The organism is Streptomyces sp. DSM 40750, from assembly GCF_024612035.1.
Taxonomy (GTDB): domain Bacteria; phylum Actinomycetota; class Actinomycetes; order Streptomycetales; family Streptomycetaceae; genus Streptomyces.
The window spans coordinates 4,510,732-4,525,376 of record NZ_CP102513.1 but is presented as its reverse complement, the minus strand read 5'-3'; the positions used below and the strand labels follow the sequence as shown (position 1 = coordinate 4,525,376).

At 70.7% G+C, this 14,645-nt stretch carries 14 protein-coding genes; 3 read left to right on the top strand and 11 right to left on the bottom strand.

The annotated features are described in order from the left end of the window. The first annotated feature begins 66 nt into the window (after positions 1-66). Positions 67-1,017, top strand: coding sequence for a GlxA family transcriptional regulator (locus JIX55_RS20320; RefSeq protein WP_257564728.1), 951 nt, complete (start codon positions 67-69; stop codon positions 1,015-1,017). 11 nt (positions 1,018-1,028) lie between these two features. Here the strand turns inward: JIX55_RS20320 and JIX55_RS20315 are convergent, their stop codons facing one another. Next, entirely contained in the window at positions 1,029-2,435 is a 1,407-nt protein-coding gene (locus JIX55_RS20315) for an MFS transporter (protein WP_257564727.1), read from the bottom strand. Positions 2,436-2,505: 70 nt separating this feature from the next. Between JIX55_RS20315 and JIX55_RS20310 the strand changes: the two genes are divergently transcribed. After that, complete coding sequence (locus JIX55_RS20310) at positions 2,506-3,495, top strand: GlxA family transcriptional regulator (protein ID WP_443046469.1); 990 nt, start codon at positions 2,506-2,508, stop codon at positions 3,493-3,495. A 156-nt stretch (positions 3,496-3,651) separates the two neighbouring features. On the opposite strand, the gene thpD is transcribed toward JIX55_RS20310, so the two are convergent. From thpD to JIX55_RS20260, 10 genes are all read right to left on the bottom strand, one after another. Beyond that, entirely contained in the window at positions 3,652-4,551 is a 900-nt protein-coding gene (thpD, locus tag JIX55_RS20305; RefSeq protein ID WP_257564725.1) for an ectoine hydroxylase, read from the bottom strand. After that, positions 4,548-5,138, bottom strand: coding sequence for a diaminobutyrate acetyltransferase (gene ectA / locus JIX55_RS20300; RefSeq protein ID WP_257564724.1), 591 nt, complete (start codon positions 5,136-5,138; stop codon positions 4,548-4,550). Before ectA ends, thpD begins: the two co-directional genes overlap by 4 nt. After that, positions 5,135-5,563 carry an ectoine synthase gene (locus JIX55_RS20295; protein WP_257564723.1) on the bottom strand — a complete coding sequence of 143 codons (429 nt, stop codon included), beginning with the start codon at positions 5,561-5,563 and terminating at the stop codon, positions 5,135-5,137. The genes ectA and JIX55_RS20295 overlap by 4 nt, the downstream gene beginning before the upstream one ends. An 86-nt stretch (positions 5,564-5,649) precedes the next feature. Further along, entirely contained in the window at positions 5,650-7,002 is a 1,353-nt protein-coding gene (locus JIX55_RS20290; RefSeq protein ID WP_257564722.1) for an aspartate aminotransferase family protein, read from the bottom strand. After that, complete coding sequence (locus JIX55_RS20285; protein WP_257564721.1) at positions 6,999-7,274, bottom strand: phosphopantetheine-binding protein; 276 nt, start codon at positions 7,272-7,274, stop codon at positions 6,999-7,001. Before JIX55_RS20285 ends, JIX55_RS20290 begins: the two co-directional genes overlap by 4 nt. 68 nt (positions 7,275-7,342) lie before the next feature. Beyond that, positions 7,343-9,064 (bottom strand): class I adenylate-forming enzyme family protein, encoded by a 1,722-nt coding sequence (locus JIX55_RS20280; protein WP_257564720.1) that lies wholly within the window; start codon positions 9,062-9,064, stop codon positions 7,343-7,345. Then, positions 9,064-10,044, bottom strand: coding sequence for a holo-ACP synthase (locus JIX55_RS20275; protein ID WP_257564719.1), 981 nt, complete (start codon positions 10,042-10,044; stop codon positions 9,064-9,066). Before JIX55_RS20275 ends, JIX55_RS20280 begins: the two co-directional genes overlap by 1 nt. Beyond that, positions 10,041-11,471, bottom strand: coding sequence for an alanine racemase (locus tag JIX55_RS20270; protein ID WP_257564718.1), 1,431 nt, complete (start codon positions 11,469-11,471; stop codon positions 10,041-10,043). Before JIX55_RS20270 ends, JIX55_RS20275 begins: the two co-directional genes overlap by 4 nt. A gap of 224 nt (positions 11,472-11,695) precedes the next feature. Further along, entirely contained in the window at positions 11,696-12,025 is a 330-nt protein-coding gene (locus tag JIX55_RS20265) for a hypothetical protein (RefSeq protein WP_257564717.1), read from the bottom strand. Positions 12,026-12,156: 131 nt separating this feature from the next. Beyond that, positions 12,157-13,002 (bottom strand): helix-turn-helix transcriptional regulator, encoded by an 846-nt coding sequence (locus tag JIX55_RS20260; protein WP_306820019.1) that lies wholly within the window; start codon positions 13,000-13,002, stop codon positions 12,157-12,159. 569 nt (positions 13,003-13,571) lie between these two features. Here JIX55_RS20260 and JIX55_RS20255 point away from each other — a divergent pair. Next, positions 13,572-14,420: an alpha/beta fold hydrolase gene (locus JIX55_RS20255; protein ID WP_257564715.1), complete on the top strand. Its 849-nt coding sequence runs from the start codon at positions 13,572-13,574 to the stop codon at positions 14,418-14,420. Positions 14,421-14,645 lie beyond the last annotated feature (225 nt).

Here is a 14,645-nt window from a genome sequence, read left to right as displayed (position 1 = left end):
GCATGAGGCCCCCCTGGACACCCAGGTCTGCTTGGCGGGAACCCGGTGCAGGCCTACGCTCCCGCCATGCACACCGTGGCCGTACTGGCGCTGGACCAGGTCATCCCCTTCGATCTCTCCGCCCCGATCGACACCTTCGGCTGGGCGCGGCTGCCGGACGGGCGGGAGGCGTACCGGGTGCGGGTCTGCTCGGTGGCGGAGGACGGGGAGGTGAAGGCGGGGCCGTTCAGCGTGCGGGCGCCGTACGGTCTCGACGCGCTGGCCGAGGCCGACACGATCATCCTGCCGGGGACCGAGGACCCGACGGTGCCGCTGCCGCCGGGCGTGACGGAGGCGCTGCACGCGGCGGCGGCGAGCGGGACGCGGATCGCCTCGATCTGTGTCGGCGCGTTCATCTTCGCGGCGACGGGCCTGCTGGACGGCCTGCGCGCCACGACCCACTGGATCGCCGCACCCGATCTGGCGGCCCGCCACCCGGAGGTGACCGTCGACCCGAACGTCCTCTACGTCGACAACGGTCAGTTCCTGACCTCGGCGGGCGCGGCCGCGGCCATGGACATGTGCCTGCACATGATCCGCAAGGACCACGGCTCGGCGGTCGCCGCGTTCACCGCCCGCATGTGCGTCATGCCCCTCGAACGCGAGGGCGGACAGGCCCAGTTCATCGTCCAGGACCAGCCCCCGGCCCCCGCCGGCGCCACCATGGAACCCCTCCTGCGCTGGATGGAGGAGAACGTCGAACGCGACCTGACCCTGGACGACATCGCCCTCCACGCGGGCACCAGCACCCGCACCCTGAACCGCCGCTTCCGCGAACAGACGGGCACGACACCGTTGCAGTGGCTGCACCGGGCAAGAGTCCGCCGAGCCCAGTACCTGTTGGAGTCCACCGACCACACGGTGGAACGCATCGCGACCCAGTCGGGCTTCGGCTCCCCCACAGCCTTCCGGGACCGCTTCAAGAGGGTGGTCGGGACGAGCCCGTACGCGTACCGGCGGGCATTCAGAGGCGAGTGAGGGCGCCAGGGTCAGTGGCGCGGGCCCCGTACGACCACAGCCAGCAGGGACGCGACGAGGCAGGTCGCGCTGAGGGTGGTCCATACGACGTCGTATGCGCCGAAGAGGTCACGGGCGGTGGCACCCAGGAACGCGGAGGCGCCCGCGCCGAGTTGGTGGGCGGAGTTGACCCAGCCGAAGACGATGGGGCCGTCCTCGCCGTAGACGCGGTCGCTGAGGGCGATGACGGGCGGGACCGTGGCGACGTCGACAAGGCCGTAGATCACGACAAAGGCGATCATGGTCGGGGTGACGGTGGACGAGAACACCATCGGCAGCGCCAGCAGGGTGAGCGCGCGGACCGCGAAGTACGCGGTCAGCAGCCGGCTCGGGTCGAAGCGGTCGGTGAGCCAGCCGGAGAAGACCGCACCCAGCGCGGAGAACACGCCGATCAGCGAGAGCAGCGACGCGGCGGCGGTGGCGCGCATGCCGTGGTCGTGGGCGGCGGGCGCCCAGTTGCTCCACATGATCCCGTTGGTGGAGGCGCCGCAGATGACGAACATCCCGGCCAGCACCCAGAACGGCCCGGTGCGCGCGGCGTCGACGAGCACCTTCAGGGCACGCTGCGCCGCCCCGGACGCCGGCGGCGGCTTCGGCACGAACTCCGTCGCACCGTAGGGCTTCGTGCCCACGTCCGCCGGGTGGTCGCGCAGCAGCAGGAGGACGAGGGCGGCCACCGCGAGGGCCACGAACGCCAGCGTCACCACCGGCGGACGCCAGCCGTGCCGGTCGACGCCCCACGCGAGCAGCGGCAGGAAGAGCAGCTGGCCCAGATGGCTGGAGGAGCTGAGCACACCGGTGACCAGACCGCGCCGGCGCTCGAACCAGCTGCCGGTGATGCTCGCCGCGAACGTCATCGTGAGGCAGCCACTGCCGAGCCCGATCAACACGCCCCAGTACGCGGTCAGTTGCCAGGGACGTGCCATCACGCTGGTGAGCAGCGCGCCCGCGGTGACGAGCAGCAGCGCGCCCACGACCACACGCCGGATGCCCACGCGGTCCATCAGCGCGGCGGCGAACGGGGCCGTGAGACCGAACAGCACCATGTTCACCGAGGCGGCGAGGGCGATCTGGCCCCGGTCCCAGGCGTAGCTCTCGTGCAGCGGGGTCACCAGCAGACCGGGGACGGTGGTGAAGGCCCCGGCGGTGACGATGGCCGCGCCCGCGGCGACGGCGACGGCCCAGGCGCGGTGGAAGCGGGGGTCGGCCGTGCCGGGCGCGCCTGGAGGGCCGGTGTCTTCCGGGCGTTCGGCGTGTTCGATGTCCTTGTGCTCGAAGTCCGTGTGCTCGGTGTGCTCGAAGTCGGTGTGCTCGGTGTGCTCGGTGCGCTCGGTGTCCTTGTGCTCGGTGTGCGTCGTCCGGGTCGTCAACTCAGCCATGTCTCCAGCCTGGTGACCGGGTCCCGTCCTCACGAGTGGCCAGATGGACCATATACGCAACAATATGGCCATGCCTGTCTTCGCCGACCCCGGCCGCCACCGCGTCGCCGTACTCGCCCGCCAGTTGCTCCTGCCCATCGAGCTGGGCATCGTGCACCAGCTGTTCGGGCAGGCCAGAGAGGGCGCGACGGCGGCGGGGGAACCGTTGTACGAGGTCGTCACCTGTGGGCTGCGGGCCGGTGTCACCCGCACGGACGGCGACTTCACCGTCAACGTCCCGTACGGCCCGGAGGCCCTGGCCGAGGCGGACACCGTCATCGTCCTGTCGTCCCACGAGGACTACGTCCAGGACACCCCCGACCTCACCGCCCCGCTCGCGGACGCCCTCGCCCGCATCCGCCCCGGCACCCGGATGGCCTCCATCTGCACCGGTGCCTTCGTCCTCGCCTCGGCCGGGCTGCTCGACGGGCACACGGCCACCACCCACTGGCGGTACACCGACCTCTTCGCCCGGCTGTTCCCCCGGGTCGAGCTGGACCCGGACGTGCTCTACACCGACGGCGGAGACGTCCTGACCTCGGCCGGCTGCGCCTCCGGCATCGACCTGTGCCTGCACATGATCCGCCGCGACCACGGCACGGCCGTCGCGGGCGACGTGGCCCGCCGCACCGTCGTGCCCCCGCACCGTGAGGGCGGCCAGGTCCAGTACGTACGCCGTCCCGTGCCCGCCCTCTCGGCGCCCGCCACATCCGCGGCCCGCGAATGGGCGCTGCGGCACCTCCATGAGCCCGTCACCCTGGGGCAGTTGGCGTCCAGGGAGGCGATGAGCGTGCGCAACTTCAACCGGCGGTTCCGCGAGGAGGTCGGCATGACTCCGATGAACTGGCTCACCCAGCAACGCGTCGAGCGGGCCAGGGAGTTGCTGGAGGAGTCGGACCTGCCGGTCGACCAGATCGCCGCGCGCACGGGCCTCGGTACGGCGGCCAATCTGCGCCGGCACTTCCAGGCGGCCCTGGGGACGTCCCCGAGCGCGTACCGCACGACGTTCCGCGCCCTGTGACGTCGGGCGTTCCGTGCCCTGTGACGTCGCGCGTTCCGCGCCTTGTGACGTCGGGCGTTCCGTGCCCTGTGACGCCGGAGCGTTCCGCGTCCTGTGACGCCGAGTGGGGCGGCCCCTTCGAGGAGCCGCCCCACTGGTCGTACGGGTCGCCGCCGGTCACATCCCGCGCGGGAACTCCCGGTTACCCAAGTGCTGCGGCCGGGGCACGGCGGCGGCGTACGGCTCCTCCAGGGCGTTCTCCACGCTGTTGTAGACGATGAAGATGTTGGACCGAGCGAACGGGGTGATGTTGCCGTTCGAGCCGTGCATCAGGTTCGAGTCGAACATCACCGCGGATCCGGCCGGTCCGGCGATCTGCTTGATCCCGTGCTCCTGGGCCATCCGCGTCAGGTGCTCCGGGCCGGGAGAGCCCACGGTGATGCGGTGCACCCGCAGCGACTCCTTGTGGAAGTCGGGGGGCGTCTCGCCGACCGACGGGACGAACGTCCTGTGCGTGCCCGGCATGACCATGAGCGGGCCGTTGAACTCGTAGTTCTCGCTGAGCGCGATGGACACGCTGAACGCGCGCGGCCTGGGCATGCCGTCCTCGGCGTGCCAGGTCTCGAAGTCCGAGTGCCAGTCGAACTGGGCGCCGCCGAAGCCGGGCTTGTAGTTGACGCGGCTCTGGTGGACATACACCTCCGAGCCCAGCACCTGCCGGGCCGCGTCCGTCAGCCGCGGCGAGGCGAGCAGGTCGGCGAAGACCTCACTGACCTTCTCGACCTCGAAGACGGAACGGAGGCGGTCGGAGTCCGGTTCCAGCACCACGCGGTCGCCCGCCAGCACCGCCGGGTCCTCGCTCAGCCGCTGGAGTTCCGCACGGTAGAGCTGGACCTCCTGCTCGCTGAGCAGGTCGTCGAAGACGTGGTAGCCGTCGGCCTCGTAGCGCTCCAGTTCCCGTCGGCTCAGCGGCCCCTCCTGGGTGCCCCACACGGTCGGGTCGAGGCGTGGCTGGGCGATGGCCTCGCCGGTGACGCGGGTCGGGTAGCGGTCGATGCGGGTGGCGGCGGTGGTCATGCCTTCTCCTTCTCCTGGTGGGTGTCGGTGCTGAGGGGGCCGATGCGGTGCAGGACCTCGTCGTGATGGCCGTCGCCGAGCCACGCGGCCGGGAACAGCACACGCTCGGCGACCTCGGCCGACCGCTTGCGGGCGTACTGCTTGAGGACCATGAGGATGGCCTTGTTGTCGGCGGAGACGGTGGCCTCGACGTACCGGGCGCCGCGCTCGCGCTGCCGCTCGGCCGCGGCCTCGAAGAGCCGTACGCCGAGGAACGGGATGCCGTGCCGAGGGCTGACGGCCGTCTGCCAGACGAAGTACGTCTCGGGCTCGTCGGGACGCCGGTAGCCGGTGAGGAAGCCGACGATCTCGCCGTTCACGGTGGCGAGCAGCGAGCAGTCGGCGAAGTCCCGGAACCACAGGACGTAGGAGTAGGGGCTGTTGGTGTCCAGGCCGGGGGTGTTCTTCACCAACTCCCAAACAGCGAAGCCGTCTTCGGGACGCGGCTCACGGAAGACGGCCCTCCGGGCCGGTTCGGCGGCCGTGTCCTTGGCCGTGTCGTTGGAGGTGTCCTTGGCGGTGGTCCGCGCGTCGATCGAGGTGGTCACGGTCGGCCCGCCCCCTCACCGGTCAGTTCGGTGACTCCGGTCAGCAGCGGGTACGCGCCGGACTCGTCGTGGTCCTCGGCGCCGGTCACCGGCGGGTTGAACACGCAGACGTAACGGGAGTCGGTCTTCGGCCGCAGCGTGTGCCGCTCATGGCCGTCGAGGAGGTACATCGTGCCCGGAGTGATCCAGTGCTTCTCGCCGGTCTCCTCGTTGGTGAGCTCGGACTCGCCCGCCACGCAGAGCACGGCCTCGATGTGGTTCGCGTACCACATGGTCGTCTCGGTGCCCGCGTAGACGGTGGTCTCGTGCAGGGAGAAGCCGACTCGCTCCTTGGCGAGCACGATGCGCTTGCTCTCCCAGGTGCCTGATTTCGCCTTCACATGCCGGTCGGTGTTCTCGATGTCCTTGAACGATCGGACGATCACGGTGAGTTCAGCCCTTTCAGTGGTCAGGCGGTCTCGTCGTCTGGTCAGGCGGTCCGGTGCTGTTGTCAGGCGGTCCGGTGCTGGGGTCACGCGGTCTCGCGGACGGCTCGGGCCAGGACGCGCAGCCCCTCGTCCAGTTCGTCGGGGGTGATGGTCAGCGGAGGCAGCAGCTTGACGACCTCGTCCTCGGGGCCCGAGGTCTCCAGGAGCAGGCCGAGCTGGAAGGCGCGGCGGCAGACGGCCGCGGCCCGCGCCCGGTCGTGGAACTCGACTCCCCAGACCAGGCCGCGGCCCCGGTGGACGGCGTCCCGGTGCTCGTCGACGAGGGCGAGCAGCGCCTGTTCGACCTGCTGGCCGCGGGCGAGGGTCTGCTTCTCCGTCTGGTCGTCGGCCCAGTACGCGTCGAGCGCGGCGGCCGAGGTGACGAACGCCGGGTTGTTGCCTCGGAAGGTGCCGTTGTGCTCGCCCGGCTCCCAGACGTCCAGCTCCGGCTTGAACAGTGTCAGGGACATCGGCAGCCCGTACCCGCTGATCGACTTCGACACGGTCACGATGTCCGGGACGATGCCCGCCTCCTCGAAGGAGAAGAACGCGCCCGTACGACCGCAGCCCATCTGGATGTCGTCGACGACGAGCAGCATGTCCCGCCGCTCGCACAGCGCGGCCAGCGCCCGCAGCCACTCCGGGCGGGCGACATTCACACCGCCCTCGCCCTGCACGGTCTCCACGATCACCGCGGCGGGCGTGTCCAGACCCGAGCCCCGGTCCTCCAGCAACCGCTCGAACCAGAGGAATTCAGGAAGCTCCTCGGCAAGCCCGGGGAGTCCGAGGGGTCCGGGAGGTCCGGGGGGTCCGGGGGGTCCGGGGACCCGGCCGTCGGCCCGGAAGCCGTCGGAGCGACTGAAGTAGCTGTCGTACGGCAGCGGAACCGCGTGCACCAGGGGCACCCCGGCCCCGGCCCGCTTGAAGGCGTTGCCGGTGACGGCGAGCGAGCCGAGTGACATGCCGTGGAAGGCGTTCGTGAAGGACACGACCGACTCCCGGCCCTTGACCTTCCGCGCCAGCTTCAGCGCGGCCTCCACGGCGTTCGTGCCGGTCGGCCCCGGGAACATGACCTTGTACGGCAGGTCGCGCGGCCGGAGTACGAGGTTCTGGAAGGTCTCCAGGAACGTCCGCTTGGCGGTGGTGGCCATGTCGAGGCCCTGGGTGACGCCGTCCCGCTCCAGATGGTCGAGCAACGCCCGCTTGAGCACGGGGTTGTTGTGCCCGTAGTTGAGCGAACCGGCGCCCGCGAAGAAGTCCAGGTAGACATGGCCGTCCTCGTCGTACAGCCGGCTGCCGCGGGCCCGGTCGAAGACGGTGGGCCAGCCCCGGCAGTAGCTTCGGACCTCCGACTCCAGGGTCTCGAAGACGCTCAGGTCGGGCGGGGCGATGGTCATACGGCTGCCCGCTCGGTATCGGCTGTGGCACCCGAGGCGAGGACGAAGTCGGTGAAGGTGTCCACCGAGACGAAGTCGTCCGCGTCCAGCTCCTCCGGGTCGACGACCAGGCCTATGGAGTCCTCCAGCGCCATCAGCATTTCGAGCATCGTCGTGGAGTCCAGGTGCAGGTCGTCGAAGAGCCGGATGTCGCCGTGGAGACCGGTGACGGGCCGTTCGAGGACGTGGGTGAGGGCGTTTTCGAGTGCGGTGACGACGTTCTGGCGATCCATCACATGTCCTTACCTGTGGGGTTGGTGTGCTGGTGTGCTGGTGTGCCGAGGAAGGGTGGCGAGGGCGATCAGCGGGCGGCCGGTGCGAGCGAGTCGGGGGAGGCCACCAGGGCGGCCAGCTGCTTCCGGTCGACCTTTCCGTTGCCGTTCACGGGCAGCGCGTCGAGGCGTACGCAGCGCCGGGGGATCTTGAAGGGTTCGATCAGGTCGCGCATGCGCTCGCGCACCTCCTCCGCGGGCAGGTCCGCGACCACGGCGAGCACCGCGGACCGCCGGCCGTCGGGAGGCAGGACGGCGGCCGATACGACGCCCTCGACGCGGGCCGCCGCGGCCTCGACCTCGGTGGCGCTGAGCCGGAAGCCGCGCTCCTTGTAGAGGTCGTCGCGGCGCCCGGCGAAGTAGAGGTAGCCGTCGTCGTCCTGCCGGCCGTAGTCGCCGGTGCGCAGCTCGGGGAAGAGCCCCTCGGCACGCGGGAAGCGCTCGGCGGTCAGTTCGGGGCGCCGCCAGTAGCCGGCCATCACATGCGGTCCGCGGACCACGAACTGCCCGATCTCGCCGGCCGGCAGCCGCTCGCCGTCGTCCCCGACGACGAAGACCTCGGTGCCGGGCAGCGGCAGCCCGCAGGAGCCGGGCCGGGCGAGGTCGCCGTCGGGCGGCATGATCGCGGTGCGCTTGCACTCGGTGAGGCCGTACATCACCTGGATCCGCAGCCCCGGCAGCGCGCCGCGCAACGCGGCCATGGTGGTGTCGGACAGCGCCGCCCCGGTGTTGGTGAGCAGCCGCAGCCCCCGCAGCCGGCCGCTCGCTTTCCCGGAACCGCGCCGCAACAGCCACGCCAGCCGGTCGGCGACGGACGGCACCCCCGGCAGCACCGTCGCCCCGCTCTCCTCCAGACTCCGCAGCAGCGGCGGCCCCGCCTCCTCGACCGTCCCCAGATGCAGCCGCGCTCCGCTCAGCGCGGACAGGTAGAGCTGGTAGAGGCCGTAGTCGAAGGAGAGCGGCAGCGGGCAGTACACGACGTCGTCGGCGCGGTATCCGAGACAGGCCTGGATGGCGGACGCCGCGAACAGCACCTGCTGGTGAGTGCTCACCACCGCCTTGGGCAGGGCCGTGGTCCCCGAGGTGTAGATGAGGCTGACCGGGTCGACGGTGAGGGGGGCGGCGGTGGACGGAGAGGGAGCGGTGCCGTTTCGCGCGAGGCGGCCGGGGCTGGGCTGAGGGGGAGTGGTGCGGTTCCCGGGAAGCGGGCGGCCGCGATCGTGAGGGTCGGTCGGTGGGGCGGCGTGGTGGGCACCGGGTACACGAGGGTCGAGGGCCGTTCGTACGAGGTCCTCGCTCCGTACGGCCGTGACGCCGACCCCCTCCGCGGTACGGAGGGCCTCCGGGTCGTCGGAGACGAGGACACGGGGCTCGCAGTCGCCCAGCACGTGCTCCAACGGGCCGCCGCGCACCTGCTCGTGCAGCACGCTGAACACCGCCCCGATCCGGGACGCGGCGTACACCAGCATCGCCACACCGAGCCCGTCCGCCGCCTTCACGACGAGACGGTCACCCCGGCCCAGCCCCTCCCGCCGAAGCCGCCCGGCCACCCGCACACTGGCGTCGGCCAGCTCGCCGTAGGTCAGACTGCCGCCGCGTGTGCTCAGGGCGGGGGCCTGGGGGGTGCGTTCGGCGGCCAGGTCGAGGAGGTGGTGGAGGAGGTGGGGGGTGGAGGGTGCCGGGAGTACCGCTGGGGTTGGGGGCGCGGGCCGCTCGGCGGGGGCCGGGAACCGTTGGAACTCTGTGGACATCAGGGCTCCCTCGTCGCGGCGGCGGCGGCTGTGGTGGTGGCGGCGACCGGCCGGGTGGGTGAAGTGCGCACAGCCGCCCCCCTGTTCCTGGCGACCTTCCCGATCGGCACCACCGTCGTGGCCGTCGCCGAGCAGACGAGTTGGGGTTCGTCGAGCACCTCGGCCGCGCTGGCACCGGCGCTGGGCCGGGCGGCGATCACCTTGTGGGCCCGTAGCTCCACGATCCGGCGCAACCTGGTGCTGCGCACGAGCCGGCCGCTCGCCTCGATGTAGTCGCCGGGATGCACGGGCGCGGTGAACCGGACGTCGGAGTACTCGGAGAGCAGCCCCTCGTCGCTGTCCGTCCGTACGGTGATCTCGGTGACCAGATCCCCGAAGAGCCGCATGAGCCGGGCGCCGTCGACCAGACCACCGCCGTAGTGGGCCTCCTCCTGACCGACCCGTACGCGCAGGAAGGCCATGGTGTGCTGCTCCGCGTGCCGCTCTGTGCTGCGGTGGTCCTCGTCGCTGTCCGCCGCGGACGACATGATGGCGAACTCCTCTCTGTCGGTCTTTCTGTCGATCTTTCTGTCGTTTCCGTCGATGGGCCTGTCAGCGGATCCGGAGGTGCCGCCGCCGGGCAGGGCGATCGCGACCGCCGCGACCACGTTCTGCTTGTGGGTGATGGACAGGGCGATGTCCGGTGGCCCCAACCGCGCCGCGCGCCCCCGGAACCGGACGACGGGAGCCCCGTCGGAGTCCCGGTCCACCCAGATCTCGTGGGGCGCGACGCCCTGGAGCATCCCGGTGCCCAGCACCTTGAGCACCGCCTCCTTGGCGGCGAACCGTCCGGCCAGGAACTCCAGGCGGCGCTCGGCCCCCATCGCGTCGGCGAGAGCCGTCTCTTCGGGGGCGTAACCGAACCGCAGGAACCACGGCCGGTCGAGCAGCGCGCGGAGTTCGTCGCGGTCGAGCACGTCGATGCCGATCCGCAGACTCAAGGGGTGCCGTCGGAGCCGGAGCCGGAGCCGGAGCCGGAGTCGGATCGGGAGTCGAGGCCGAAGTCGACGAGCCGCTGCTTGGCCAGCAGGTCCTCGGTGGTGTCCCGCTCCCTGACCAGATGGGCCCGGCCGCGATGGACGACGACCTCGGCCGGGTAACCGTGGCTCAGGAAGAGACCCGGCGACGCGGTCGGCCCGTATGCCCCCGAGCGCTCCACCCCCAACAGGTCCCCCGGCCGCACCTCGGGCAGTTCGACCTTCTTGGCGACCACGTCGTTCGGCGTGCAGAGCGGCCCGGTGAGGGTGTAGCGGGACACAGACGGCTCGAAGGGCGAAGACGGCGAAGACGGCGAAGACGGCGGGGTCGGCGAGGTCGGCGAAGTCAGCTCGATCCGCTCGATCTGTTCGGTCCGTTCGGTCCGTTCGGTCGGTCGTGGACTCAGGTGGACGACGGGAAAGTTGCGCTTGACGAAGCTGCCGACGCCGACCGCCGCCATGTGGTGGTTCGTGCCGCCGTCCGCGACGACGAACGTCTCGCCCCTGGATTCCTTCACATACCGGGCGCGTACGACATACGTGCCGGCCGTCGCCGTGAGGAAGCGGCCGAGCTCGATGATCAGCCGGCACCTCGGGTTGCGCCGGACGAAGGGCGCGATCGCGGCGCGCATGCCCTCGCCGAGTGCCACCAGGTCGAGGTCCTCCTCGTTGTCGAAGTAGGCGACTCCCAGACCGCCGCCGAAGTCCACGGTCTCCAGTGGGAAACCGAGCCGCCCTGCCAGGTTCTCGGCGGCGGTGAGCACCTCGCGGGTGTTGCGGACCACGTCCTCGTGGTGGAGGAACCGCGTCCCCATATAGGCGTGGACGCCCCGCACTCGGATGTTCCGCAGCTCCGCCAACTCCCCCTTGGCGCCCAGCAGTTCCTCCTCGTCGATACCGAACTGCCGGGGTTTCCCGCCCATGGCCAGCCCGGACCCCTTGGCGCTGAAGGAGGGATTCACCCGGAGAACCACAGGGACCTTGACCCCACGCTCGCCCGCCAGACAGTCCAACTGCTGTAGCTCTTCCAGCGATTCACACACCACCGCGTGAATCCCCGCCTCGACGCAGGCCGTCAGCTCGCGAAGGTCCTTGCCCGGCCCCAGGAAAATGATGTCCCGCGGCGCGACGCCGGCCCGGAGCGCGGTGACCAGTTCGGCGTACGAGGAGACCTCGGCCCCCGCGCCCCGCGCGCCGAGGAACGCGCACACGCTGATGTTCGGGTTGGCCTTGAGCGAGAAGAAGATGTCGACGGACTCGGGAAGCAGTCCGCGCAGTTCGCGAAAGGTTCCCTCCAGCACGTCCGCGTCGTAGACGAACAACGGCGTGCCGAATTCTTCGGCCAGGTCTTCGAAAGATTTTCCCTGGATCTGGACGCCCTGTGCACTCACGAAATTCCCTTCCTGGGTTTTCCGGCCCCCGGTGGCCCCCGGTTGTGCCGTCACTGCCAGCCGGAGTCGTCCTGAGCTTTCCGAACCGTCCCCTTGGATGCCATGAATGCCATGAATTCCATGCCCATTCCTCTGAGGGTGGTGGTGTGCTTCCGACGAGGAAGAGTTTTGCGGCTCGGAGATGGAGAGGGAAGTGGAAGCCGATGGCCCAAACTGGCCGTGGCCTATTCAGTCCTGGGCCACCAGGGCCATCCGGTGTCCGGCACGAATAGGGGCGACTCGGAACACCTCACATGCCAGGTACGCAGGTCGGGCCGACACGCGGCCGTCCGTCGCCAGAGCCGCTCCGCCGCGGCCTCGGCCTCTTCGAGACAGGCCGCGCGCAGGAAGAACCCCACCACCGGTCGCACGGGGTCGTCCCGGTGCACGGTGACATGTTCGAGCGCGTCGGCCTCACCGGCACACGCGGCTATCGCCGACCCGGTGTCCGTCGGCAGAGAACCACCGCCGACACCACGACCGCAGGGCTCCAGGGCAAGGTGAATGAGATACATGCCCCTAGCTTGGGGCGCCCGCCGAACATGCCCTGCCGACGGTCGCGGGCCGGTTTGGGCCATGGCCGGGACCGGCCCGGCCGGCGAGACGGTTGAACGCGACCCGGCGTCGTTCCCGCTTACTCGTGTGATCAGCCCTGGATGAACCCCTGCTGGGCGGCCCGCACTCCGGCCTGGAACCGGCTGCGGGAGTCGAAGTGCTCCATCAGGGCGGTGGCGATACGGCGGGCCGTGCGCGCCGAGACCCCGAGCCGCTTGGCGACCATCTCGTCCGTGTGCCCCAGCGCCAACAGGCGCAGCGCCTCCAGCTGTTGGGGGTTCAACCCGTCGGGCTCCTTCGGACGGCTCTCCACCCCGAACGGCTCGGCCGTCTGCCATACGTTCTCGAACAGCGCGGACAGGGCCGCCACCGTGCCCTGCGCCCGATGGATCGTGACCCCGGCCGCCGTGTCGTCGCTGTTCGCGGCGATGAGCGCGACCCGCCGGTCCCAGATGATCATCCGGTTGGGCAGCGAGGGGGCCGTCCGTACCTGCGCCCCGTGCGAGGTGAGCCACTCCGCGTGTGCCACCGAGGCCGAGTCGTTGCGGATGCTGTCGAGGTAGACGGTCCGCATCCGCACACCGCGGTCCAGCAGCCGCCGGTTCAACGGCCGTGAGTTCCGCATATTGGCCTCGGTCTGGGCGCCGCCGGGCGCGAAGGTGAGGAACTCGTTCTCCACCTCGTTGTTCATCGCGGCCAGATGATCCCGGATATTGTCGAGACCCTCGACGTGTTCCGCGTCCCCCTTTACGGTCGAGGCATCCTCGAGGGCGAATTCCGATATGATGCGCGCGGCCGCCGCCCGCCCCTCCTCCACCCGCTGCTGCTGTACAGCGAGTTCGGCCTGCTGCCGGGCGATCAGCATTTCCATGCCCAGCTGGGGATTGAGCGCGTGCATACGCTGCGGATCCTCGGTGGACGGCCGTATGAGCGCCATTTCGCTGAGTCTGTCGAGAGCGGTCCGTATTTCTTCCCGGGAGAGACCTAATTCGTCGCTCAGTCCCGTGACTCCGGCTTCGGGGTGGGCCAGCATCCCCCGGTACACGCATTCAGTGAGGGCGTCAATCCCAAAGACATCGAGCATGCGTCTCATCCATCTCCAGTACGGGTCCCCTTCGCACGCTCACATCCGGACCCGTGGCGACGGCGACGCCGACCCCGGCCCCTCTCTCGTGATCATGCGTTGCTGATCCGCTACCCCGAGTGGCGCCCAACACGCCCGCCTGCGGCCTGCCTTCAGCCCGCCTCCAGGGGACGTGCACACCATGCGCGCGTTCTGTGGGCGACGCCCACAGCGGCCGGGGGCGGGACCGGGCCGGGGCGGGACTGGGCCCGACCGGGGCGGGACCGGGGCGGGACCGGGGCGGGACCGAGCCGGACCGGGGCGGGACCGAGCCGGACCGGGGCGGGACCGAGCCGCCGACCCCGGCATCCCGCTCCGTCGGCCCCGGCGTCCCGGTCCCGAGGCCCCGCACTCCGGACCGGATGACATGACAGCATCGGCCGATGGCCTCCACCCTCACCGCCTACCTCACCACCCCGGACGGCGTCGACCTCGCCCTTCGCGACCACACCCCGCCCCCGCCCCACGCGTACGACCGCACACTGCTCCTCCTGCACGGCCTGGCCGGCCACCTGGGGGAGTGGGACGACCTGCTGCCGCTGCTCCTGGCGGACGGCCACCGCGTGGTGACGTACGACGCCCGAGGCCACGGCGCGAGCACCCGCCGCCCGGCGGACATGACCCGGGCGGCCTGCGTACGGGACGCGGTGACGGTGATCCAGACCCTCGGCCTGGCTGCCCCGGGGCAGCCCCCGCTGACCGTCGTGGGTCAGTCCCTCGGCGGCCACACGGCCTTCCTCGCCGCGGCCGCCCACCCGGACCTGTTCCCCTCCCTGATCCTGATCGAGGCGGGCCCGGGCGACCCCGAACCCGCCCTTCCCGCCCACATCGCCGGCTGGATGGACAGCTGGCCCACTCCCTTCAACTCCCCTTCCGGGGCAGCCGACTTCTTCGGCCATGAGAGCTGGTCCCACAACCTCGAACAGCGCCCCGACGGCTGGCACCCCCGAGCGGACCGCGCCACGTTGCTCGCCGCGATCGAGGAGTTGGCCGAAACGTCGTACGCCCCCGAGTGGGCCGCCACCACCTGCCCCACCCTGGTCGTACGCGGCGACCGGGGCACCATGCCGGCGGCCGACGCCGCCAGGATGCCGATCTCCCGGCCCCCGGGCACCAGGACCGACCTCACCGTCATCGAGGACGCGGGCCACGACGTACACCTGGACCAGCCGAACCGCCTCCACGCGGCGATGGCCGAATTCATCAATTCCCTTGTAGTTGGCGGCAGTTGATCCGTACGGGTGTGTGAGCCACGTCACCGTCGGGACGTGGGGGAAGTGGGCCGCGACACCTCCGCAGGCCTGGCATGCTCATGCATGGCTACTGGGGGGTAACCGCTGTGCGCGCTGTCATGGGACAGCTGTGCCGCCACGGCCCGCCCTCCACCGCCAGGTGTCACCTCACCCCTGCCGTCTGTCATTTCTGACCTCTCACTCTCACCTCCCACCTCTGGTCTC